23 protein-coding genes and 1 tRNA gene are annotated in these 19,932 nt (G+C 69.2%); 15 read left to right on the forward strand and 9 right to left on the reverse strand.

What is annotated here, in order from left to right; genetic code table 11:
- The first annotated feature begins 136 nt into the window (after positions 1-136).
- Positions 137-2,053: a potassium transporter Kup gene (locus ACSQ2H_RS00090; protein ID WP_436059458.1), complete on the forward strand. Its 1,917-nt coding sequence runs from the start codon at positions 137-139 to the stop codon at positions 2,051-2,053.
- Positions 2,053-2,397 (forward strand): hypothetical protein, encoded by a 345-nt coding sequence (locus ACSQ2H_RS00095; RefSeq protein WP_436059459.1) that lies wholly within the window; start codon positions 2,053-2,055, stop codon positions 2,395-2,397. Before ACSQ2H_RS00090 ends, ACSQ2H_RS00095 begins: the two co-directional genes overlap by 1 nt.
- A 1-nt stretch (position 2,398) precedes the next feature.
- Here the strand turns inward: ACSQ2H_RS00095 and ACSQ2H_RS00100 are convergent, their stop codons facing one another.
- Positions 2,399-2,860 carry an Lrp/AsnC family transcriptional regulator gene (locus tag ACSQ2H_RS00100; protein ID WP_436059460.1) on the reverse strand — a complete coding sequence of 154 codons (462 nt, stop codon included), beginning with the start codon at positions 2,858-2,860 and terminating at the stop codon, positions 2,399-2,401.
- Positions 2,861-3,000: 140 nt separating this feature from the next.
- On the opposite strand from ACSQ2H_RS00100, the gene ACSQ2H_RS00105 reads away from it, so the two are divergent.
- Positions 3,001-4,233 carry an argininosuccinate synthase gene (locus tag ACSQ2H_RS00105; protein WP_436059461.1) on the forward strand — a complete coding sequence of 411 codons (1,233 nt, stop codon included), beginning with the start codon at positions 3,001-3,003 and terminating at the stop codon, positions 4,231-4,233.
- Here the strand turns inward: ACSQ2H_RS00105 and ACSQ2H_RS00110 are convergent.
- Positions 4,230-4,436: a KTSC domain-containing protein gene (locus ACSQ2H_RS00110; protein ID WP_436059462.1), complete on the reverse strand. Its 207-nt coding sequence runs from the start codon at positions 4,434-4,436 to the stop codon at positions 4,230-4,232. The genes ACSQ2H_RS00105 and ACSQ2H_RS00110 overlap by 4 nt on opposite strands.
- 130 nt (positions 4,437-4,566) lie before the next feature.
- Here ACSQ2H_RS00110 and ACSQ2H_RS00115 point away from each other — a divergent pair, with 130 nt between their 5' ends.
- A complete protein-coding gene (locus ACSQ2H_RS00115) occupies positions 4,567-4,971 on the forward strand; it encodes an MAPEG family protein (RefSeq protein ID WP_436059463.1) in 405 nt (134 codons plus the stop codon).
- Here ACSQ2H_RS00115 and ACSQ2H_RS00120 read toward each other — a convergent pair.
- Positions 4,968-5,738, reverse strand: a complete 771-nt coding sequence (locus ACSQ2H_RS00120; RefSeq protein WP_436059464.1) for a sulfite exporter TauE/SafE family protein — start codon at positions 5,736-5,738, stop codon at positions 4,968-4,970. The two genes, ACSQ2H_RS00115 and ACSQ2H_RS00120, sit on opposite strands and share 4 nt — an antisense overlap.
- A 109-nt stretch (positions 5,739-5,847) precedes the next feature.
- Between ACSQ2H_RS00120 and ACSQ2H_RS00125 the strand changes: the two genes are divergently transcribed.
- Positions 5,848-6,486, forward strand: a complete 639-nt coding sequence (locus tag ACSQ2H_RS00125; protein WP_436059465.1) for a LysE family translocator — start codon at positions 5,848-5,850, stop codon at positions 6,484-6,486.
- Positions 6,487-6,570: 84 nt separating this feature from the next.
- On the forward strand, positions 6,571-7,152 hold the full coding sequence (locus ACSQ2H_RS00130) for a CC0125/CC1285 family lipoprotein (RefSeq protein WP_436059466.1): 582 nt from the start codon (positions 6,571-6,573) through the stop codon (positions 7,150-7,152).
- A gap of 11 nt (positions 7,153-7,163) precedes the next feature.
- Here ACSQ2H_RS00130 and ACSQ2H_RS00135 read toward each other — a convergent pair whose 3' ends face one another.
- The 5 genes from ACSQ2H_RS00135 to ACSQ2H_RS00155 all read right to left on the reverse strand — a co-directional run bounded on the left by ACSQ2H_RS00135 (position 7,164) and on the right by ACSQ2H_RS00155 (position 11,447).
- A complete protein-coding gene (locus ACSQ2H_RS00135; RefSeq protein ID WP_436059467.1) occupies positions 7,164-9,545 on the reverse strand; it encodes a bifunctional diguanylate cyclase/phosphodiesterase in 2,382 nt (793 codons plus the stop codon).
- An 82-nt stretch (positions 9,546-9,627) separates the two neighbouring features.
- Entirely contained in the window at positions 9,628-9,876 is a 249-nt protein-coding gene (locus ACSQ2H_RS00140; protein ID WP_436059468.1) for a hypothetical protein, read from the reverse strand.
- Positions 9,869-10,180 carry a hypothetical protein gene (locus tag ACSQ2H_RS00145; RefSeq protein ID WP_436059469.1) on the reverse strand — a complete coding sequence of 104 codons (312 nt, stop codon included), beginning with the start codon at positions 10,178-10,180 and terminating at the stop codon, positions 9,869-9,871. Before ACSQ2H_RS00145 ends, ACSQ2H_RS00140 begins: the two co-directional genes overlap by 8 nt.
- A 353-nt stretch (positions 10,181-10,533) precedes the next feature.
- Positions 10,534-10,608, reverse strand: a tRNA-Gly gene (locus ACSQ2H_RS00150).
- A 98-nt stretch (positions 10,609-10,706) separates the two neighbouring features.
- Entirely contained in the window at positions 10,707-11,447 is a 741-nt protein-coding gene (locus ACSQ2H_RS00155) for a DUF6065 family protein (protein WP_436059470.1), read from the reverse strand.
- A 92-nt stretch (positions 11,448-11,539) separates the two neighbouring features.
- Between ACSQ2H_RS00155 and ACSQ2H_RS00160 the strand changes: the two genes are divergently transcribed.
- The 4 genes from ACSQ2H_RS00160 (at position 11,540) to ACSQ2H_RS00175 (ending at position 13,930) form a co-directional block, all read left to right on the forward strand.
- Positions 11,540-12,052 (forward strand): prolyl-tRNA synthetase associated domain-containing protein, encoded by a 513-nt coding sequence (locus tag ACSQ2H_RS00160; RefSeq protein ID WP_436059471.1) that lies wholly within the window; start codon positions 11,540-11,542, stop codon positions 12,050-12,052.
- 85 nt (positions 12,053-12,137) lie between these two features.
- Positions 12,138-13,037 (forward strand): tetratricopeptide repeat protein, encoded by a 900-nt coding sequence (locus tag ACSQ2H_RS00165; protein ID WP_436059472.1) that lies wholly within the window; start codon positions 12,138-12,140, stop codon positions 13,035-13,037.
- A 14-nt stretch (positions 13,038-13,051) separates the two neighbouring features.
- Entirely contained in the window at positions 13,052-13,717 is a 666-nt protein-coding gene (locus tag ACSQ2H_RS00170) for an LON peptidase substrate-binding domain-containing protein (RefSeq protein WP_436059473.1), read from the forward strand.
- Between the two features lie 9 nt (positions 13,718-13,726).
- Positions 13,727-13,930, forward strand: a complete 204-nt coding sequence (locus ACSQ2H_RS00175; RefSeq protein ID WP_436059474.1) for a Trm112 family protein — start codon at positions 13,727-13,729, stop codon at positions 13,928-13,930.
- A gap of 91 nt (positions 13,931-14,021) precedes the next feature.
- On the opposite strand, the gene ACSQ2H_RS00180 is transcribed toward ACSQ2H_RS00175, so the two are convergent.
- Positions 14,022-15,275, reverse strand: a complete 1,254-nt coding sequence (locus tag ACSQ2H_RS00180; protein WP_436059475.1) for a UbiH/UbiF/VisC/COQ6 family ubiquinone biosynthesis hydroxylase — start codon at positions 15,273-15,275, stop codon at positions 14,022-14,024.
- 101 nt (positions 15,276-15,376) lie between these two features.
- On the opposite strand from ACSQ2H_RS00180, the gene ACSQ2H_RS00185 reads away from it, so the two are divergent.
- From ACSQ2H_RS00185 to ACSQ2H_RS00205, 5 genes are all read left to right on the forward strand, one after another.
- Positions 15,377-15,622 (forward strand): helix-hairpin-helix domain-containing protein, encoded by a 246-nt coding sequence (locus ACSQ2H_RS00185; RefSeq protein WP_436059476.1) that lies wholly within the window; start codon positions 15,377-15,379, stop codon positions 15,620-15,622.
- A 3-nt stretch (positions 15,623-15,625) separates the two neighbouring features.
- The gene (locus tag ACSQ2H_RS00190) at positions 15,626-16,369 is read left to right on the forward strand and encodes an EcsC family protein (protein WP_436059477.1); all 744 of its coding nucleotides are present in this window, start codon (positions 15,626-15,628) and stop codon (positions 16,367-16,369) included.
- Positions 16,370-16,518: 149 nt separating this feature from the next.
- On the forward strand, positions 16,519-17,619 hold the full coding sequence (locus tag ACSQ2H_RS00195; protein WP_436059478.1) for an HlyD family secretion protein: 1,101 nt from the start codon (positions 16,519-16,521) through the stop codon (positions 17,617-17,619).
- 12 nt (positions 17,620-17,631) lie between these two features.
- Complete coding sequence (locus ACSQ2H_RS00200; RefSeq protein WP_436059479.1) at positions 17,632-19,260, forward strand: DHA2 family efflux MFS transporter permease subunit; 1,629 nt, start codon at positions 17,632-17,634, stop codon at positions 19,258-19,260.
- Positions 19,260-19,868 carry a TetR/AcrR family transcriptional regulator gene (locus ACSQ2H_RS00205; RefSeq protein WP_436059480.1) on the forward strand — a complete coding sequence of 203 codons (609 nt, stop codon included), beginning with the start codon at positions 19,260-19,262 and terminating at the stop codon, positions 19,866-19,868. The genes ACSQ2H_RS00200 and ACSQ2H_RS00205 overlap by 1 nt, the downstream gene beginning before the upstream one ends.
- The last annotated feature ends 64 nt before the right edge of the window (positions 19,869-19,932 follow it).

Consider the following 19,932-nt stretch of genomic DNA (forward strand, 5'->3'; position numbering starts at 1 on the left):
AGGGGTCTGCACCGCTCGCGGCGGCGTGACGCCGGCACGTGGCGATTGTACGCTGGCGAGATTGGGTGTAATCGCGCCCGCCTTTGCGGCATCGGGCCGCGCGTGGGAGCCTCTGTCGTGTTCCCGGAGACCTTGAATGGCTGACTCAGCCGCCGTCGCTCAAGAAGCGACCGAGGAATCTCACTCCCACAAGCGGGAAAGCTTCGCCGCCCTGGCCTTGGGGGCGATCGGCGTCGTGTTCGGCGACATCGGCACCAGCCCGCTCTACGCGATGAAGGAAGCGCTGCACCACTCGCGCTCCGGCGGGGCCAGCGAGCTGGCCGTGCTCGGCGTCGTGTCGCTGGTGATCTGGGCGCTCGTGCTCATCGTCACGATCAAATACGTCGTCTTCCTGATGCGGGCCGACAACAAGGGCGAGGGCGGCACCCTGGCCCTGATGGCCCTGGCCCAGCGCCACCTGCCCAAGCGTTCGACCTGGGTGTTCTTCCTGGGGGTGATCGGCGCGGCGCTGTTCTACGGCGACGGCATCATCACCCCGGCGATCTCGGTGCTCTCGGCGGTCGAGGGCCTCAAGGAAGCACCCGGCGTCGGGGCCGGCATCGAGCCCTACCTGGTGCCGATCGCCGCCGGCGTGCTGGTCGCGCTGTTCATGGTCCAGGCCCGCGGCACCCACCGGGTCGCGGCGTTCTTCGGCCCGATCATGGCCGCCTGGTTCCTGGTGCTCGGCGGGCTCGGCGTGTTCCACATCTCCGACGACTGGTCGATCCTGCAGGCCTTCAGCCCGCACTACGGGGTGATGTTCCTGTTCGACAACAGCTGGGTCGGGTTCGTGATCCTCGGCAGCGTGTTCCTGGCGGTCACCGGCGCCGAGGCGCTCTACGCCGACATGGGCCACTTCGGACTGAAGCCGATCCGGGCTTCGTGGCTGTTCTTCGCCCTGCCCTGCCTGGCGCTGAACTATCTCGGCCAGGGGGCCAACGTGCTGGCCCACACCGAGGCGCGCTTCAATCCGTTCTGGGAGATGGTCCCGGAGCTGGCCTACTGGCCGGTGCTGGTGCTGGCCACCGCCGCCACCGTCATCGCCAGCCAGGCGGTGATCACCGGCGCCTTCTCGATGACCCAGCAGGCGGTGCAGCTCGGCCTGCTGCCGCGCATCGACATCCGCCGCACCTCCGAGACCCAGGCCGGCCAGATCTTCGTGCCGCAGGTGAACACCTACCTGATGATCGGCGTGCTGATCCTGCTGTTCACCTTCCAGACCTCGTCGTCGCTCGCCGCGGCCTACGGCATCGCGGTGACCGGGGCGATGTTCGTCGACACCCTGCTGTTCTTCGTGATCATCCGCCACATGTGGAAGCGGCCGGTCTGGCAGGCCGCGCTCGGCGCCGGGGCGTTCGGCGTCATCGACGTAGTGTTCATCGGCTCCAACCTGCTGAAGATCCCGGACGGGGCCTGGATGCCGCTGGTCATGGGCGCCTTCCTGGTGCTGATCATGTGGACTTGGACCCGCGGCGCCCAGATCCTCTCGGACAAGACCCGGCGCGACTCCGTGCCCCTGGTCGAGCTGTCCGAGATCCTCAAGGCCCGCGCGCCGCACCGCGCGCCCGGCACGGCGATCTTCCTGACCTCCGACCCCGACATCGCGCCGGTCGCCCTCATGCACAACCTCAAGCACAACAAGGTCCTGCACGAGAAGAACATCATCCTGACCGTGGTCACGGCCGAGACCCCGCGGGTGCGCGAGGACGACCGAATCCGCATCGAGCCGGTCAACGACGACTTCAAGAAGGTCTTCATCTCCTACGGCTTCATGGAGAGCCCCAACCTGCCCAAGGCGCTGGGCCTCTGCCGCAAGCTCGGCCTGAAGTTCGACATCATGGCCACGAGCTTCTTCCTCGGCCGGCGCTCGATCATTCCGTCGGCGCAGTCGGGCATGCCGCTTTGGCAGGACAAGATCTTCATTTTCCTCATGAAAAACGCGGCAAACCCGACCGACTTCTACAAGATTCCGCCCGGCCGCGTGGTGGAGCTGGGGACCCAGGTGAGCGTCTGATGAATGTGCTGAGTATCGCCGCCGACACGCTTTGGATCATCGCCCTGTCGATCATGGCCGGCGCCGCGCGGGTGGCCTGGCGACGCATGGACGCGAGCGTGATGGTGCCGATGGTCGGAACCTGGCGGCTGCCGCGGAACCTGGCGCTGATCGTTCCCGTCGCCGTGGCCTTCGTCGTCGGGGTGGCGCTGCTGTGGGGTCATCGCAACGCCGCCGATCTGTCGGCCAACGTCATCTTCTTCGGCCTGCGCGCGACCCTGGCGGCGATCGTCGCCATGGTCCACCTGCAGTGGCTGAAGGGCGCGCTGTCGACGCTCGACGCCGAAGGCTCGCTGAAGTCCTAGGTCAGGTCAGCGGGATCTCGTAGCTGCGCTTGACGGTCTCCATCGGCACGTCGGTCTTCACGCTCTGCACGCTCGGGATCCGCGTCAGGTGGTCGGCCTGGAAGCGCCAGTAGCTGTTGAGGTCGGCGGTGACGATGCGCAGCAGCGCATCGCATTCGCCCGTCGTCAGATAGCATTCGACCACCTCGGGGAAGCGCCGCACCGCCTCGGCGAACTGGTGGGTCATCGCCGCGTCCTGGGTCTTGAACCAGACCCGCGCGAACACCGTCAGCCCGACCCCGACCTTGGCCCCGTCGACCACCGCCACATAGCGCTCGATGACCCCGGCGTCCTCGAGCAGCCGCACCCGCCGCAGGCAGGGCGACGGCGAGAGTCCCACCTCCTTGGCGAGTTCGATATTCTGCATGCGGCCGTCACGCTGCAGGGCGCGCAGGATGCGCCGATCGATGGCGTCGAGTTTCATGGCGCCAGGCGCCCCTAGCTAGCATCGGATTGGAATCAGATGCCAACTTCGCCCTCATTGTTGGTGCATTTGCAATCCAATTGTTTTGATCTTGGCTTAGGGTGCCGGCCTCAAATCTGATCTGGCTCAGGGTGCCGCGCATGACCACGACCACGCCCCCCATCAAAAAAGTCGTCCTGGCCTATTCCGGCGGGCTCGACACCTCGATCATCCTGAAGTGGCTGCAGACCGAGTATGGGGCGGAGGTCGTGACCTTCACCGCCGACCTCGGCCAGGGCGAGGAGATCGAACCCGCCCGCGCCAAGGCGCTCGCCGCCGGCGTGAAGCCCGAGAACATCTTCATCGAGGACGTGCGCGAAGAGTTCGTGCGCGACTTCGTGTTCCCGATGTTCCGCGCCAACACCGTCTATGAGGGCCAGTACCTGCTCGGCACCTCGATCGCCCGGCCGCTGATCGCCAAGCGCCAGATCGAGATCGCCCGCCAGACCGGCGCCGACGCCGTCAGCCACGGCGCGACCGGCAAGGGCAATGACCAGGTCCGCTTCGAGCTCGGCTACTACGCGCTCGAGCCCGACATCCACGTGATCGCGCCGTGGCGCGAGTGGGACTTCAAGTCCCGCGAGGCGCTGCTGGACTTCGCCGAGAAGCACCAGATCCAGATCACCAAGGACAAGCGCGGCGAGGCCCCGTTCAGCGTCGACGCCAACCTGCTGCACTCCTCGTCCGAGGGTAAGGTGCTGGAGGACCCGGCGGTCGAGGCCCCCGAGTTCGTGCACATGCGCACCATCTCGCCCGAGGACGCGCCGAACGAGCCGACCATCTTCACCATGGACTTCGAGAACGGCGACCCCGTCGCCATCGACGGCGTCAAGATGAGCCCGGCCACCCTGCTGACCAAGCTGAACCAGCTGGGCCACGACAACGGCGTCGGCCGCCTCGACCTGGTCGAGAACCGCTTCGTCGGCATGAAGTCGCGCGGCGTCTACGAGACCCCGGGCGGGACCATCCTGCTGGCGGCGCACCGCGGCATCGAGAGCATCACCCTCGACCGCGGCTCCATGCACCTGAAGGACGAGCTGATGCCGAAGTACGCATCGCTCATCTACAACGGCTTCTGGTTCGCGCCCGAGCGCGAGATGCTGCAGGCCGCCATCGACCTCAGCCAGAAGAACGTCACCGGCCAGGTGCGCGTGAAGCTCTACAAGGGCAACGTCACGGTCATCGGCCGCACCAGCCCGTACTCGCTGTACGACCAGGACCTGGTGACCTTCGAAGAAGGCAAGGTGGCGTACGACCATCGCGACGCCGCCGGCTTCATCAAGCTCAACGCCCTGCGCCTGCGCGTCGCCGCCAGGCGCGACCGTCGGGGCTAAGCGTCGACCTTGTTGTAGGGATACTGGTCGCGGATTTCATAGGCGAAGAACCGGCCTTTGGAATCCGCGTCCAGGAAACTTCGGTGCACCTCGCCTGGGACGCCGACATAGACGTAGCTGTCGCCGTCATGGAACGTGACGAACAACTTCGCCCGGTCTTCGTCGTAGATGATCTCGCGGATCGCTTCGGAGTCGACCTGCATGGCGGGGCCTCCTATTCTCCGTGGACACCCCTAAACGCGCAGAGCGGGCGAAAGTGTTCCCCCGCGCCGCTGAGCCGTGCCAAGCTTGGCCGCACAACGGCCGCGTCCGCCGGCCGATTCAGGGGGAAACATGCAACCGCACAGCTATGTGGCGCTGGTCACCGTCGCCGCGCTTCTGACCTACTTCTGGATGGGCCTGCGGGTCGGCCGCGCCCGCGCCAAGAGCGGGATCTCGCCGCCGGCGATGACCGGCGATCCGATCCTCGAGCGGCACATCCGCGTCCACTACAACACCCTGGAATGGCTGCCGATCTTCCTGGTCGGCCTGTGGCTGTTCGCGATCTACTGGAACGACCTGATCGCCGCCGGCCTGGGCGTGGTCTGGATCGTCGGGCGGATCCTCTATGCGCTCGGCTATGTGGCCGACCCGAAGAAGCGCGAGGCCGGCTTCCTGATCCAGTTCGTGGCCGCGGCGGTCCTGCTGCTGGGCGCGGCCGGGCGGGTCATCTGGACGCTGGCCACCATCGGGGCCTAGCCGAACAGCACGACCGCCTGCCAGATCGCCAGGCCGGTGACGACGAAGCCCACGACCCAGGTCAGCGCCCGGATCGGCATGACCTTGGTCATCCAGCCGGCGATGGGGGCGGCGACCACGCCGCCCGCGATCAGCCCCAGCACCGACCACATGTGATCGGCCAGGCCTTCGGTCTGCCAGTGGCCGGTGACCAGGGCGGTCAGGAAGGCGGCCGACACGGCGGCGGCGACGAAGGCCTCCGCCGCGTTGGTGGTGCCGATCGCCTTGCGCGGGTCGGCGCCCGAGCCCAGCAGGGTCGAGGTGACCACCGGGCCCCAGCCGCCGCCGCCGACCGCGTCGAAGAACCCGCCCACCAGGCCGAGCGGCGCGGGGGACTTCCAGGAGAACGGCTTGGGTCGCGCGCCCTTCCAGGCGCGGTAGAGGATCACCAGCCCCATCAGGCCGAGCCAGCCGACCACGAACGGCTTGATCTTCTCGCCGTCGACCGAGGTCAGCAGGTAGGTGCCGGCGACCCCGCCGACGACCCCGCCCAGCGACAGCAACGCCAGCAGCCGCCAATCGACGTTGCGGTGGGCGATGTGCGAGGCGGCCGAGGCTGCGCCCGTGAACACCTTGGCCGCGTGGACGCTGGCCGAGGCGCTGGCCGGGGGCACGCCGTTGGCCAGCAGCACGGTCGTCGAGACCACGCCGTAGGCCATGCCCAAGGCGCCGTCGACCAGCTGGGCGGCGAAGCCGACCGCGGCGTAAAGCCAGAACTCAGGACCCATCGCCCCTCCAATTCGCCGGCCGCAACTCGCAGAGCTATCCGAGAGGCGCAATGGGGATTACCTCGGGGCGGAATCAGCATTTCTGCGTTTCAGCCCGGCCGATAGTCCCATGCAGCTGCCCGTCGATCCCGCCCGCTACGGCGCCTTTCTAGGCGTGATGGCTGTCATGGCCGTGACGCCCGGCCCGGCCAATCTGTTCGCGATCGCCACCGGGGCTCAGAAGGGCAAGGCCGCCGCCCTGGTCGGGGTGGCCGGCATGAACACCGCCACCCTGGTCTGGTTCTGCGCCGCGGCCCTCGGGCTGGGCGCGCTGATCCTGGCGTTTCCGCAGGTCTTCCACCTGCTGGCCTTCGCCGGCGCGGCGTATATCGCCTGGCTGGGCGTCAAATCGCTGCGCGGCGCGTTCCGCCACGACGCCGAACCCGGCCACGGGAGCTTCAAGCAGGGGAAGTCGGCCTATCTCGACGGCTTCACGGTCCAGATCGCCAATCCGAAGGCGGTGCTGTTCTTCACCGCCGTGCTGCCGCCGTTCCTCGACCCGGCCCGGCCGCTGCCGGCCCAGCTGGCGGCGTTCGCCTGCGCGACCCTGACCCTCGATGTCCTGGCGATGAGCGCCTACGGCCTGGGCGGGGCGGCGCTGGCCGCCAAGATGACCGAGCCGCGCTTCGCCCGCGGCTTCGCGGTGATCGTCGGCCTGCTGCTGCTGACCGCGGCGGTGTTGATGGCGCTCAAGGCTGGCGGAGCTTAACAAGCGCAACCATAATTAGGCCCAGGTGTTTTTCCCTAGTGCGCCACCTTCCTCGAGGTACGAGGAAATTCGGGTCCGAAAGTCATGTCACGTAAATCCGCCGCCATTGTCGCCAGCCTGGCCCTTACGGCCCTGCTCGGCGCCTGTACGACCGCCACGCCTTACCAGCCGAACATCACCGGCCAGAAGGTCCAGGGCGGGTATTCCGAGCAGCAGGTCGAGACCGACCGGTTCCGCGTCACCTTTTCCGGCAACAGCCTGACCTCGCGCGAGACGGTCGAGGGCTATCTGCTCTACCGCGCCGCCGAGCTGACCGTGCAGCAGGGCTTCGACTGGTTCGAAATCGTCGATCGCAACACCGACGCCGACCGCCAGACCTACATCGACCGCGATCCGTTCTACAGCCCCTGGTACGGGCCGAGCTACGGCTACTGGCGCCCAGCCTGGCGCTACTACGGCGGCCCGTACGGCTGGCGGACCTGGGACCCCTACTGGGGCGACCCCTTCTGGTCGAACAGCGTCGACGTCCGCACGGTGACCAAGTTCGAGGCCAGCGCCGAGATCGTCATGCGTCGCGGCGCCAAGCCGGCCGACAACCCCGGCGCCTTCGACGCCCGGGCGGTGATGAGCAACCTCGGCCCGCGGGTCCTGCGCCCCGCGCCTTAAGGGCGCGGGCGTCAGCCGGCCTTGCGCTCGGCCTCGGTCCAGTCGTCCGGCGCCGTCAGCGGGGCCGGGCGGCCGATCGCATAGCCCTGAACCTCGGCGCAGGCCTCGCCGCGCAGGAACTCCAGCTGTTCGAGCGTCTCGACGCCCTCGGCGGTGACCGGGATGTCGAGGCTGCGGCCCAGGCCCAGCACGGCCTTGACGATGGCCGTCGCCCGGTCGTGGCGGTGGATGTTCTCGACGAAGCTCTTGTCGATCTTGATCTTGTCGAACGGGAACGACTGCAGGGTCGAGAGCGACGAGAAGCCGGTGCCGAAGTCGTCCATGGCGATGCGCACGCCCAGCGCCTTCAGCCGCCGCAGGTTGTCGAGCGCGCGCTGATAGTCCTTGAACAACGCGGTCTCGGTGATCTCCAGCTCCAGCCGGCGCGGGGCCAGGCCCGTCTCGACCAGGATCTCGTGCACCACCGCCGGCAGGTTGGCCTGGTGCAGCTGCACCGGCGACAGGTTGACGGCGATGCGCAGCGGCTTGTCCCAGGCGGCCGCGTCGGCGCAGGCGCGGCGCAGCACCCATTCGCCGAGCGGCAGGATCAGCCCGCTCTCCTCGGCCACCGGGATGAAGTCGATCGGCGCGACCAGGCCGCGCTGCGGATGGCGCCAGCGGACTAGCGCCTCGTAGCCGCAGACCTCGCCGTCTTCGGCGCGGGCCAGCGGCTGATAGTGCAGCACCAGCTCCTCGGCCGTGATCGCCTGGCGCAGTTCGCGGGCCAGGGCCCGGCGCACGCGGATCGACTCGTCCATCTCGCGCTTGAAGAACCGGTAGCTGCCGCGGCCGTCCTCCTTGGCGCGGTAGAGCGCCATGTCGGCGTTGGCCAGCAGCGCTTCGCCGCTCGCCCCGTCGTCGGGATAGAGGCTGACGCCGAGGCTGGCGCCGACCTGCAGCTCCTGGTCGGCATAGGGCGCCGGCGCGCTCAGCACGTCCAGCAGCTTGGCGCAGAGCTCGGCCGCGGCGGTCGGCTGGTCGTCGGCGCCGATCTGCACGACGACGAACTCGTCGCCGCCCAGGCGGGCGGCGAAGGACGGGGCGACGACCGCCTGCTGCAGGCGGCGGGCGACCTCGGTGAGGATGGCGTCGCCGGCCAGGTGGCCGTGCAGGTCGTTGGCTTCCTTGAAGTGGTCGAGGTCGATGCAGATCACCGACAGCGTCTCGCCGGTGATCGCGATCCGCTCGAGCGCCTGGGCCAGCCGGGCCTGCATCATGTTGCGGTTGGCCAGGCCGGTCAGGCCGTCGTGTTCGGCCAGGTAGCGGATCTTCTCCTCGGCCGAGCGGCGCTCGCGCAGGTCGCGAACCGCCAGCACCATGACATCGCCCGCCTCGCCGGCGCCGCGACGCTGCTCGAGCATCCGGCCGAAGGTCTCGACGGGAATGTCTTCGCCGCCGCCGGCCGGGCGCAGGACGCCTTCGCAGCGGGCGTTGTGGGCCACGCAGGAGGCGTCGTCGAACATCAGGATCTCGCCGGTCAGCTGGCGGCCGGCCAGTTCGGCCAGCGGCGCGCCGGCCAGGGCGCAGAAGGCGGCGTTGGCGTCCTGGATGCGGTCGCCCTGCACGACCACGATGCCCTCGTAGGCGGCGTCGGCCAGCCGGCGGATGCGGGTCAGGGCCTGGGCGTTGGCGCCGCCCTCGATCAGCACCGCGCCGAGGCCGCCGAGGATGATCAGGCTGACGATCAGCGCCACGGCCAAGGTCATCATCACCGACGACAGCAGCTGGGCCGGGACGTTCACGGTCGGGTCCGGCACGACGGTGATCGCGCCCATGCCCGCGAAGTGCAGGCTGCAAATCGCCACGGTCAGCAGCAGGCCGGCCAGCAGCTGCTGCGACAGCCGCGAGGCGTCGCGGGCCACGAACATCGCCGCCAGCGCCACCCCGACGCCGACCACGACCGAACCGGCCACGATCGAGAGGTCCCAGGCCAGCACGCCCTCGGTCACATAGGCGCCCATGCCGGTGTAGTGCATCGCCCCGACCCCGAGGCCGGCGAGCACGCCGCCCGCGATCTTGCCTGCCCGCCCAGGCGCAAAGGCCGGCGCGGCGAAGGCCGCCGCCATGAACACCCCGGCGATCAGCAGCGAGGCCAGCGTGCCCAGCGGCAGGAAGCCCGAGCGCAGCCCGGTCTCGTAGGACAGCATGGCGATGAAGTGCGTCGCCCAGACCGAACAGCCGGCGACCAGGCCGGTCAGCAGCACCCAGGCCGCACGCACACCGTGTCCCGACGCGGTCCGCATCCTAGAGTATAAGCGAAAGGCGGTGAAGCAACCGCCAAAGCACACGAGTCCAGCAACAACAACCAGGCGCAGGTCATGCTCTGTCGCCAAGCAATTTAACACTTTGAACACTATGCACCACGTCCCGGCGGCTGAAATAGGCGCGCGTTCTAGGTGGGCACGGTAAATAAACGGCTCATTGCGCTAAATAAATTCAAGTCCCGGCGCGCCACCCCAGCCCGACGGTGGTCACCGACGGCATAGCCCGCAACCTTTCGACGAGCAGACCTGCGGCATCGGGTCCCATGCCGCTCGCCTCCAGCCGGATCGAGGTCCGTTCCGCGCCCTGCTCGGCGGCCAGGGTCAGGATCTGCGCGCCCTGCACCGCGAACGGGGCCAGCACCCGCAGCACGATGTCGGCCTCCGGGCGCGCTTCGATCAGGAAGGTCCGCCGCTCAGCCATGTTTGAGCGCCTTGGCCGGATAGACCTGAGCCAGCAGCAACCGGCCGGCGTCGTCGAACGCGCGCAGTCGCAGGGCCTCGGGCGCGGGCTCCACGGCCCAGATCAGCTCGCAGGTCGGGGCTGCGCTCGGCCAGGCGAGGTCCAGGGCCTGCTCGACCGCCAGCAGCGACTCCAGGCCGCCGCTGAGCGTCGCCTCCAGGCGGGCGGTTTGCTCGAGCAGGGCTTCATGCGCCAGCGCGGCGGCGAAGCGGCGGGCCGCCAGGCCGGCGCTGGCGGGATCGGGTGAGAGTTCGGCATGGTCCATTGCGGTCAGTCCTTTCGAGGGTGAGGGACCGACGGAGCGCGCAACAAAAAACCCCGCTGCCTGTTCGGGAGCGGGGTTCCTGATCTTGCGATCCGTCGGCTTGTTTTAAAGCGCGTACGTTCGCCCCGTCCCGATGGTGGGGGTAATAATAATCATCATGGTGGTTTTCGACGCGCAGGCGGCCGCGGGCGCCGCGGGGCGCGCGTTCGTCAGGCCGGCAAGGTCGAGAGCCAGGGTCATCGCCGGGAGCTATAGACCACGCACGATCTCATGCGCAACTCGACCGGTGAAAGACCTGTCCGAAACGCAAAAGGGCCGCCCGAAGGCGACCCCTGCTTAGTCCGATTTTCGATTGGAGCGGGCGAAGAGATTCGAACTCTCGACCCCAACCTTGGCAAGGTTGTGCTCTACCACTGAGCTACGCCCGCACTCCGAAGCGATTTGGTTTCCCGCGCCGCCCGAAAATCGAGAGCGGGCTTATGGCAGAGGGCCCGCAAGTTGGCAACACCATCGATCGCTTTTTTTGTCAGCCAAATTTCGGGGCCTTCAAACGGCGCTTGTTGACGTGGTCTTTCGGGGCCTCGGCGACCTCCTCCGGGAACTCGCCGCGGAAGTAGTAGCGCTGCCAGGCTTCCTTGGTGGCGTCGGGGTCGGCGCGGAAGATCCGCTTGTTGAACTCGCTGCGATGCTTCTCCCAGGTGTCGTACTGGCCGCGCAGTTCCGGGTTGCGGTCCATGCCGCGGATCACCGGCTGGAACTCGGCCAGCTCGCGGTCCTTGGTCAGGGTGATGAAGCAGAAGGGCTCGCCCTTCTCGAAGCGCACGCGGCCCGGGCGGGTGAAGATCCAGTTCATCGTGAACGGGAACGGCAGCCATTCGGTCTCGACCAGCCCGGCCAGCGGCTGGATGCCGTCCTTGACGTGGTTGGGCGGGCCCTGGGCGATCATCGACCAGCCAGGCGGCGTGCGGAACAGGTAGCCGGGGTGGAAGGTCATCACCCCGTGGCTGAAGTGGCTTTTCACGAAGTTGTGGAAGTCCGGGTGCGGGCGATCGGGGGCCATCTTGATGTCCTCCTGCATCACCCCGCCGTTCCACTCGGCGGTGAACGCCATCGGGCAGAGGATCTCCCATCCCGTGGTGTTGGCCATGGTCAGCGGCAGGCAGCGGTAGGGGTGGCGCTCGGCGAAGCGGTCCATCCAGGCGCGCTGCGGCCGTCCCGGCACGATTTCCGGCGGCCGCTCGGCGGTGGGATAGCACTCGAGCTCCATGGGCTCCTCCAGCTTGTGTCCTTGCGACTGCTCTAGACCTGCGATCGGCCGGCCGCTAGCGGCCAACAGCAGCCATGCGCTAAGCAGACGCCATGAAGACCCGGTCCGACCTCATCGCCTTCTTCGACGCGCACGGCGTCGAGCACGACACCACCGACCATTCGGCCGTGTTCCGGGTCGGCGAGGGCGAGGGGATCAAGGACGACATCCCCGGCGCCCACACGAAGAACCTGTTCCTGAAGGACGCCAAGGGCCGGCTGTGGCTGATCTCGGCCCAGGACGACACCCAGATCGACCTCAAGCAGCTGCACACGGTGATCGGCTCGGCGCGGCTGTCGTTCGGCTCGGCCGAGTTGATGGAGGAGGTGCTGGGCGTCACCCCGGGCTCGGTCACCGCCTTCGCGCTGATCAACGACGCCGAGCATCGCGCGACCTTCGTGCTCGACCGCCGGCTCGCAGAGGCCGAGCGGGTGAATTTCCACCCGATGACCAACACCGCCACCACCGGCGTCTCGCGGGCCGGCTTCGCCAAGTTCCTGCAGGCGCTGGGGATCGCCCCCCTGGTCGTCGACTTCGCGGCCATGGCCGTGGTCGAGAACGCCTAAAGCCCCGTTGAAGCGGCGGCGCTAAGGGACCATTTTAGCGCCCGGACGCGTTACGTCCCGACAACCCCCGTTTGGAAGACCTGTCATGAGCCTGATCGGCGAGACCCAGCCCCAAGCCGCCGCCGGCGACCTGATCAAGGACGGCACCGACGCCAGCTTCGTGGCCGACGTCATCGAGGCCTCGAAGGATGTCCCGGTCATCGTCGACTTCTGGGCGACCTGGTGCGGCCCGTGCCGCCAGCTCGGCCCGTCGATTGAGAAGAACGTCCTGGCCGCCAAGGGCAAGGTCAAGCTGGTCAAGATCGACATCGACGCCAACCCGCAGTTCGCCGGCCAGCTGCGCGTGCAGTCGATCCCCGCGGTGTTCGCCTTCGTCGGCGGCCGACCGGTGGACGGCTTCATGGGCGCCCTGCCCGACAGCCAGGTGAAGCAGTTCGTCGACCGCATCGCCGGCCAGGCCCCGGCCAACGCCACCGACGAGTTGCTGGCCATGGCCAAGGAGAGCCTGGAGGTCGGCGACGTCGGCGGCGCGGCCCAGGCCTACGCCCAGGTGCTTCAGGCCGAGCCCGACAACGTCAAGGCCATCGGCGGCCTCGCCCGCTGCTACCTGGCCGGCGGCGACGCCGAGCGGGCGGCGGAAGTCGCCGCCATGGCCCCCGAGGGCGCCAAGGACGCCGACCTCGACAGCGTGCGCGCCGCCCTGGCCCTGGCCGAGGAAGGCCCCAGCGAGACCGGCGAGTTCGAACAGCGCCTGGCCAAGGATGCGAACGACCACGAGGCCCGCTACGAGATCGCCAAGGCCCTGGCCGCCCGCGGCGCCTGGGACCAGGCCGCCGATCATCTGCTGACCATCATCGCCGCCGACCGCGCCTGGAACGACGAGGCCGCCCGCAAGCAGCTGCTGACCATCTTCGAGGCGGCGGGCTCCGGCTCGGACATCACCCGCGCCGGCCGCCGCCGGCTTTCATCCATCCTGTTTTCATGAGGAAGGGCCGCATCATGCCGGCCGCCGCGTTTCGCAGAGCTTCAGATCTTCCGCAGGTGATCCCGGTGTTCCCGCTGGACGGGGCGCTGTTGCTGCCTGGCGGCGACCTGCCGCTGCAGATCTTCGAGCCGCGCTACCTGAACATGATCGACGACGTCATGGCCGGGGACCGGATGATCGGCATGGTCCAGACCCGTTCCGGCGGCGACCGGACACGGCCCAACCTGACCAGCGTCGCCTGCGCCGGCCGGGTCACCAGCTTCTCGGAGACCTCCGACGGGCGCTACCTCATCACCCTGACCGGCGTTTGCCGCTTCCTGGTCCGCGAGGAGCTGTCGGCGGCCACGCCCTACCGCCAGGTCCGGGCCGAGTTCGAGCCCTATGCCGAGGACCTCAGCGTCGAGGCCGCCGAGATCCCGGATTTCGACCGCCACCGCTTCGCCGGGGCGCTCAAGCGCTATCTGAACCGACGTGAGCTCGACATCGACTGGGAGACGGCCGAAACCGCGCCGCTGGAGAGCCTGGTGACCTCGCTGGCCATGGGCCTGCCGTTCGAGCCGGCCGAGAAGCAGGCGTTGCTCGAGGCGCCCACCGTCGCCGACCGCTGCGAAGCCCTGACCGCCCTGCTCGAGATCGACAGTCTCGAAGCGGACGATGACGGCCCGCAGTCGATCCAGTAGAAGCGCGCCATGTCCGACGCCCTCGCCCCGCTCGCCCTGACCGCCGACGTCGATCCGCGGCTGCTGGAAATCCTCGTCTGCCCGGTCACCCACGGGCCGCTGGTCTATGACCGCGACGCCGGTGAACTGATCAGCAACGGCGCCAAGCTCGCCTATCCGATCCGCGACGGCGTGCCGATCATGCTGCCGGAAGAAGCCCGCACGATCGACTAGGCCCCGCTCATCCCCGCGAAGGCGGGGACCCAAGGGGCGTTCGAAAATCACGGAATCAGCTTGGATCCCCGCCTTCGCGGGGACGAGCGGCTTATAAGGCCTCGCCACGCAGCAGCCGCGGCAGGTCGCCAGTCGCGCCGCCCGCGTCTTCCATGAAGAACCGCCGCGCCGGACCGATGCGGTTGACCGCCGACATGCCGACCCCGCGGGCCAGCCGCAGCACCGGGTTGTCGTTCGAGAACAGCCGCGTGAACACGTCGGTCGCCGCCGCCAGCATCACGGTATCGAAGCTGCGCCAGCGGGCGTAGCGCTCCAGCACCAGCTCCGAACCGATGTCCTCGCCGAGCCGCGCGGCCTCGACCAGCACCTGGGCCAGCGCCGCCGCGCCCTTCAGGCCGAGGTTCAGCCCCTGGCCGGCGATCGGATGGATGCCGTGGGCGGCGTCGCCCAGCAGCACCGCCCGCGGCGCGGTCATCCGCTCGGCCAGCTGCAGCGACAGAGGATAGGTGAACACCGGCCCGTCCAGCGTCGCGGCCCCGAGGAATTCGCCGAACCGGCGCTGCAGGTGGGCGTGGAAGGCCTGCGGCGAGGCGGCCTTCAGCGCCGCGGCCTTGGACCGGCTCTCGGTCCAGACCAGGCTGGCGCGGTCCTCGGTCAGCGGCAGGATCGCGAACGGCCCGCCGGGCAGAAAGTACTCGTGGGCGACGCCCTCGTGGCCGCGGGCCAGCCGCACCGTGGCGACGACGCCGGTCTGCGGATAGTCCCAGCCGGTGACGCCGATGCCGGTCGCCTTGCGCACCACCGAGCCGCGGCCCTCGGCGCCGACGACCAGCGGCGCGCGCAAGGTCCGGCCGTCCTCGAGGGTCACGCTCGCCCCGCCGGCGCCGAGCTCGACGCCCGCGACCCGGGCCGGGGCTTCGACGCGGATGCCGGCCCGGCCGACCCCGGCCGCCAGCGCCGCGCGGGTGCGGCGGTTCTCCATCATATAGCCGAGCGGTTCGCCTTCCGAGCGGTCGGCGATCTCGGCGGAATCGAAGCGCAGGTAGAACGGCGTCGGCGCCCGCGCCGCCGCCCCCGGCGAAAAGCCGTCGGTGACCAGGATCTGTTCGATGCGCTGGGCGTAGGGCTCGATCTCGGCCGCCAGGCCCAGGGTTCGCCACTGCCGGAACGAGGCGTAGGCGATGGCCGAGGCGCGGCCGTCGAAGGTCGGCGCCAGCTGGTCGTCGAACACCACCGGATCGATGAGCAGCGGCTCCAGTCCCGCGCTCTTCAGCGCCAGCGCCAAGGTCGCCCCCGCCATCCCGGCGCCGGCGATGATCACGTCCGCATCGAAGGTCTCAGCCATGGGCGGATATGCCGACGAATGACGGCAAAGGTCCAGGCCGAACCTCGACGCCGGGGCGGCGAAGGCCTACCTCTGGACGCCCAAGGAGAGTTGGAGCCGCCATGCCCTTCGCCGCCGACGAACGCGCCGTTCTGCTCGCCGTGAAGGGCGTCGGCCCCACCGTGGTGCAGCGGCTGGAGCAGGTCGGGATCGAGGATCTCGCCGCCCTCGCCCGCCAGGACGCCGGCGCGATCTGCACGGCGGCTTCGGCGATGCTCGGCTCGACCTGCTGGCGCAACAGCCCGCAGGCCCGCGGCGCGATCGCCGCCGCCATCGAGGCGGCCCGCGCCCACCTCGCGGACGCCTGACGCGTGGCCAAGGTGGAGCCGCCGTTCGGCGCGTCGGAAACCGACTACGAGGCCTGGGCGCGCCAGGAGGTCGCCCGTTGGCGGGCTGAGATGCTGAAGTCGCCCAACCTGCTCGACAAGGCCACCCGCGGCGTCCAGCAGAAGATCAACAGCGTCATCCCCGAACAGGTGCACAAGACCGCCACCGCGGTCATCGAGCAGATGACCCGGGCGATCCTGACCGGCTCCAACGTCGTCACCGCCGCGCCTCTGCTGGACGCCCCGCTGGCGTTGCGCGACGCCCGCGCCATCGCCACCATCGGCGGCTATCGCACCACTGCGGCGGTCGAGGGCGGCGTCGCCGGGGCCGGCGGCTTCTGGCTGGCGGTCGCCGACTTCCCGGCGCTCATCACCATCAAGCTCAAGCTGCTGTTCGACCTGATGGCGATCTACGGCAAGTCGGGGAAGGACTTCTCCGAGCGGCTCTACCTGCTGCACATCTTCCAGCTGGCCTTCTCCTCGGCCGCGCACCGCGCCGAAGTGTTCCGCGCCATGGAGGACTGGGACGCCCAGGCCCATCCCCAGCACCTGGACGACTTCGACTGGCGCCGCTTCCAGCAGGAGTACCGGGACTACATCGACTTGGCGAAGATGGCCCAGCTGATCCCGATCGTCGGCGCGCCCATCGGCGCGGTCGTCAACTGGCGGCTGACCCAGCGGGTCGGCGACATGGCGATCAACGCCTACCGCATGCGCCGCCTAGGCTGAGCGCCCCCTTCCGCGTTCGGCGGCATTCTGCCTCACGCGCGTTTCTTGGACGCAATCGTCCATTTTACCCATTGCCGGCGATCCGAACTCGCCCTACTTCGGTCTTGATTGGACTTTTGCGTCCACTTTTGGATTTTCAGGCGCTCCACATGGCGGTTTTGCCCAAGAAGTTCATGCCCCTCGCCGTCGGCGGGGTCGTCGCGGTCGGCCTCGTGGTCGGCGGCGGCGCTTGGTGGATGAACAAGCAGAAGTTCGAAGCCACCGACAACGCCTTCATCCAGGCCGACAAGGTCACCGTCGCGCCGCAGGTCGACGGCTACGTCGCCGAGGTGCTGGTGGCCGACAACCAGCACGTCCAGGCCGGCCAGGTGCTGGTCCGCCTCGACACCGCCCCGCTGAAGGCCGCGCTCGCCAAGGCCGAGGCCAACGCGGCGGCGCTGGACGCCGCCGTCCGCGCCGTCGACGACAAGGCCCGGCTGGAACAGGCGATGATCGCCCAGAAGGCGGCCGGGGTCGCCTCGGCCCACGCCGAGTCCCAGCTCGCCGAGGCCGAACTGGCCCGCTACGGCGCCCTCGCCAACCAGGGCTGGGTCTCGCCCCAGCGCGCCCAGTCGGCCCGCGCCGCCGCCAGCCAGGCGACCGCCAGCGTCGACCAGGCCAAGGCCACCCTGGAGGCCGAGCGCCGCAGCGCCGCCAGCCTCGGCTCGGCCCGCGACCAGACCGTCGCCCAGGCGAACGCCGCCCGCGCCGCCGTCGACCAGGCGCGCATCGACCTCGACCGCGCCGAGATCAAGGCCCCGGCCTCCGGCGTCGTCGGGGCCCGCGCCGTGCGCACCGGCCAGTACGTGCGGCCCGGCTCGTCGCTGATGACCGTGGTGCCGCTGGGCCAGGCCTATGTGGTCGCCAACTTCAAGGAGACCCAAGTCGCGCGCCTGAAGATCGGCCAGCCGGTGACCATCAAGGCCGACGCCTTCGGCAAGCAGGAGATCAAGGGCAAGATCGACAGCTTCGCCCCGGCCACCGGCTCGGAGTTCGCGCTGATCCCGGTCGAGAACGCGGTCGGCAACTTCACCAAGATCGCCCAGCGGCTGCCCGTGAAGATCGCCGTCGATCCGCAGTCGCCGCTGGCCGGCGCCCTGCGTCCCGGCCTCTCGGTCGAGGTCAAGGTCGACGTCACCGCCGACACCGGCCCGAGCTTCGCCGAAGCCACGCCCTCGGCCGAATACGCCCGGCGCGGCGTCGCCCGCTAAGGACCCGCGGCCGTGACCGACGCCGCCGTCGACCCCAAGCCGGGCGCCGCGCCCGCCAACCCGGCCCCGCCGGGCGGTCACGTGACCGCCACGGGCGAGGTCGACTGGATCAAGATCTTCCTCGGCTTCGGCGGGATGGTGATCGGCCAGTTCATGGCCACCCTGGACATCCAGATCGTCGCCTCCTCGCTCAGCCAGATCCAGGCCGGGGTCGGAGCCAGCGCCGACGAGATCAGCTGGGTGCAGACCATCTATCTGCTGGCCGAGGTGGTGATCATTCCGCTCACCGCCTACCTGACCAAGATGTGGGGCACGCGGCCGGTCTACGTGTTCGCCGCCGCCGCCTTCATCGTCACCTCGATCATGACCGGGCTGTCGACCAGCATCGAGATGATGATCGCCACCCGCGCGCTTCAGGGCCTGGCCGCCGGGGCGATGATCCCGGCCGTGTTCGCCACCGCCATGACCGTGTTCCCGCCGGAAAAGCGGGTGATGGCCAACGTCACCGTCGGTCTGATCGTCACCCTGGCCCCGACCATCGGCCCGACCCTGGGCGGTCACCTGACCGAGGCGCTGAACTGGCGCTGGCTGTTCTTCGTCAACATCCCGCCCGGCCTGCTGGTGATGTTCCTGGTCGGCCGCTACGGCGACTTCGACAAGGGCGACCCGTCGCTGGCCAAGGGCATCGACTGGTTCGGCCTGTTCACGATGACGGTGTTCCTGCTCTCGATGCAGTACGTCTTCGAGGAAGGCTCGAGCGAGGGCTGGTTCGAGGACGACCTGATCCTCTGGCTGACCGTGACCGCGGTGATCACCGGCGCCGTCTTCATCTGGCGCCAGCTGACCTACAAGCAGCCGATCGTCTCGCTGCGGCCGTTCACCGACCGCAACTTCACCCTCGGCTTCCTGATGAACGCCGTCTCGGGGATGAGCCTGTTCGGCGGCACCTTCATCCTGCCGCTGTTCCTCGGCCAGATCCGCCAGTACTCGGCGGCCGAGGTCGGCACCACCATGCTGGTCTCGGGCCTGACCATGTTCCTCAGCGCGCCGATCGTCGGCCGCGTCGTGCGGCTGATGGATCCGCGGATCTCGCTGGTCGCCGGCTTCGCCCTGGCCGCCTACGGGGTCGGGCTCGGGGTCAAGGTCACCGCCGAGTGGGGCTTCTGGGAGTTCGCCGCCCTGCAGGCGATCCGCGGCTTCGGGGTGATGATCGCGATGATCGCGGCCCAGGCGCTGTCGGTCTCGACCCTGCCGGTCTCGATGATGAAGGACGCGTCGGGGCTGGTGAACCTGATCCGCAACGTCGGCGGCGCCATCGGCCTGGCCGTCCTGACCACCATCCTCAGCGACCAGACCGCCGTGCACCTCTCGGAGCTGTCGGCGGCGATGACCGTCGCCAACCTGCAAGGCCAGGAGATGCTGGCCGGCCTGACCGCGATGATGGAGGCCCAGGGCCTGGCCGATCCGGAGGGCGCGGCCCGCAAGTTCCTGGGCATGGCCCTGCGCCGCGACGCCGCCGTGCTCGGCTTCGCCGACGGCTTCTACTTCCTGGCGCTGGGCTGCGCCTTCGCGGCCCTGCTCGGCTTCCTGGCCACGCCCGGCAAGAGCGCGCCGCCGCCCGGCGACGGCGGAGGCCACTGATGCCCCGCGCCCCCGGCCAGATCGACCTCGCCAAGACCGAGGCCATCCTCGACGCCGCCGCCGAGGTGTTCGGCGAGCGCGGCCTGGCCGCCTCGATGGAGGAGATCGCCCGCCGCGCGCGGGTGTCGAAGCAGACGATCTACAACCACTACGGCTCCAAGCCCGAGCTGATCCGCGCCATTGTCGACCGGCGGGTGGCCGAAATCACCGCCCCGCTGCTGGTGCCCGAGGCCGTCGACCACCCCGAGGAGGCGCTGGCCGCGCTCGGCCGCTCGATGCTGACCGCGGTGCTGAACGTGCGCGGGACCTCGATGCTGCGCATGACGGTCGAGAGCGCCGGCGAGCAGCCGGACCTGGCGCGGGCCTTCTTCGAGGCCGGCCCCGCCACCTCGCGTCGCCGGCTGGCCGAGTTCCTGAAGATGGAGACCGAGAACGGCCGCATGGCGGTCGACGACCCGGTGCTCGCCGCCGAGTTCTTCGCCAGCATGGTTATCGGCGGCCACCAGATCGCCCAGCTGCTGGGGGTCGAGCGCCAGTTCTCGGCCGCCGAGATCGACCGGGTCGCCGGCGAGGCGGCCGCGCGCTTCATGCGGGCCTACTCGGCGTAGAGTCGCCTTCGACGCACAACCTTCACCGAACGATGATGCGGGCGCCATGCAGGTGCGCGATCAG

The sequence above is a fragment of the Phenylobacterium sp. LjRoot97 genome (assembly GCF_964254345.1).
Lineage (GTDB): Bacteria > Pseudomonadota > Alphaproteobacteria > Caulobacterales > Caulobacteraceae > Phenylobacterium.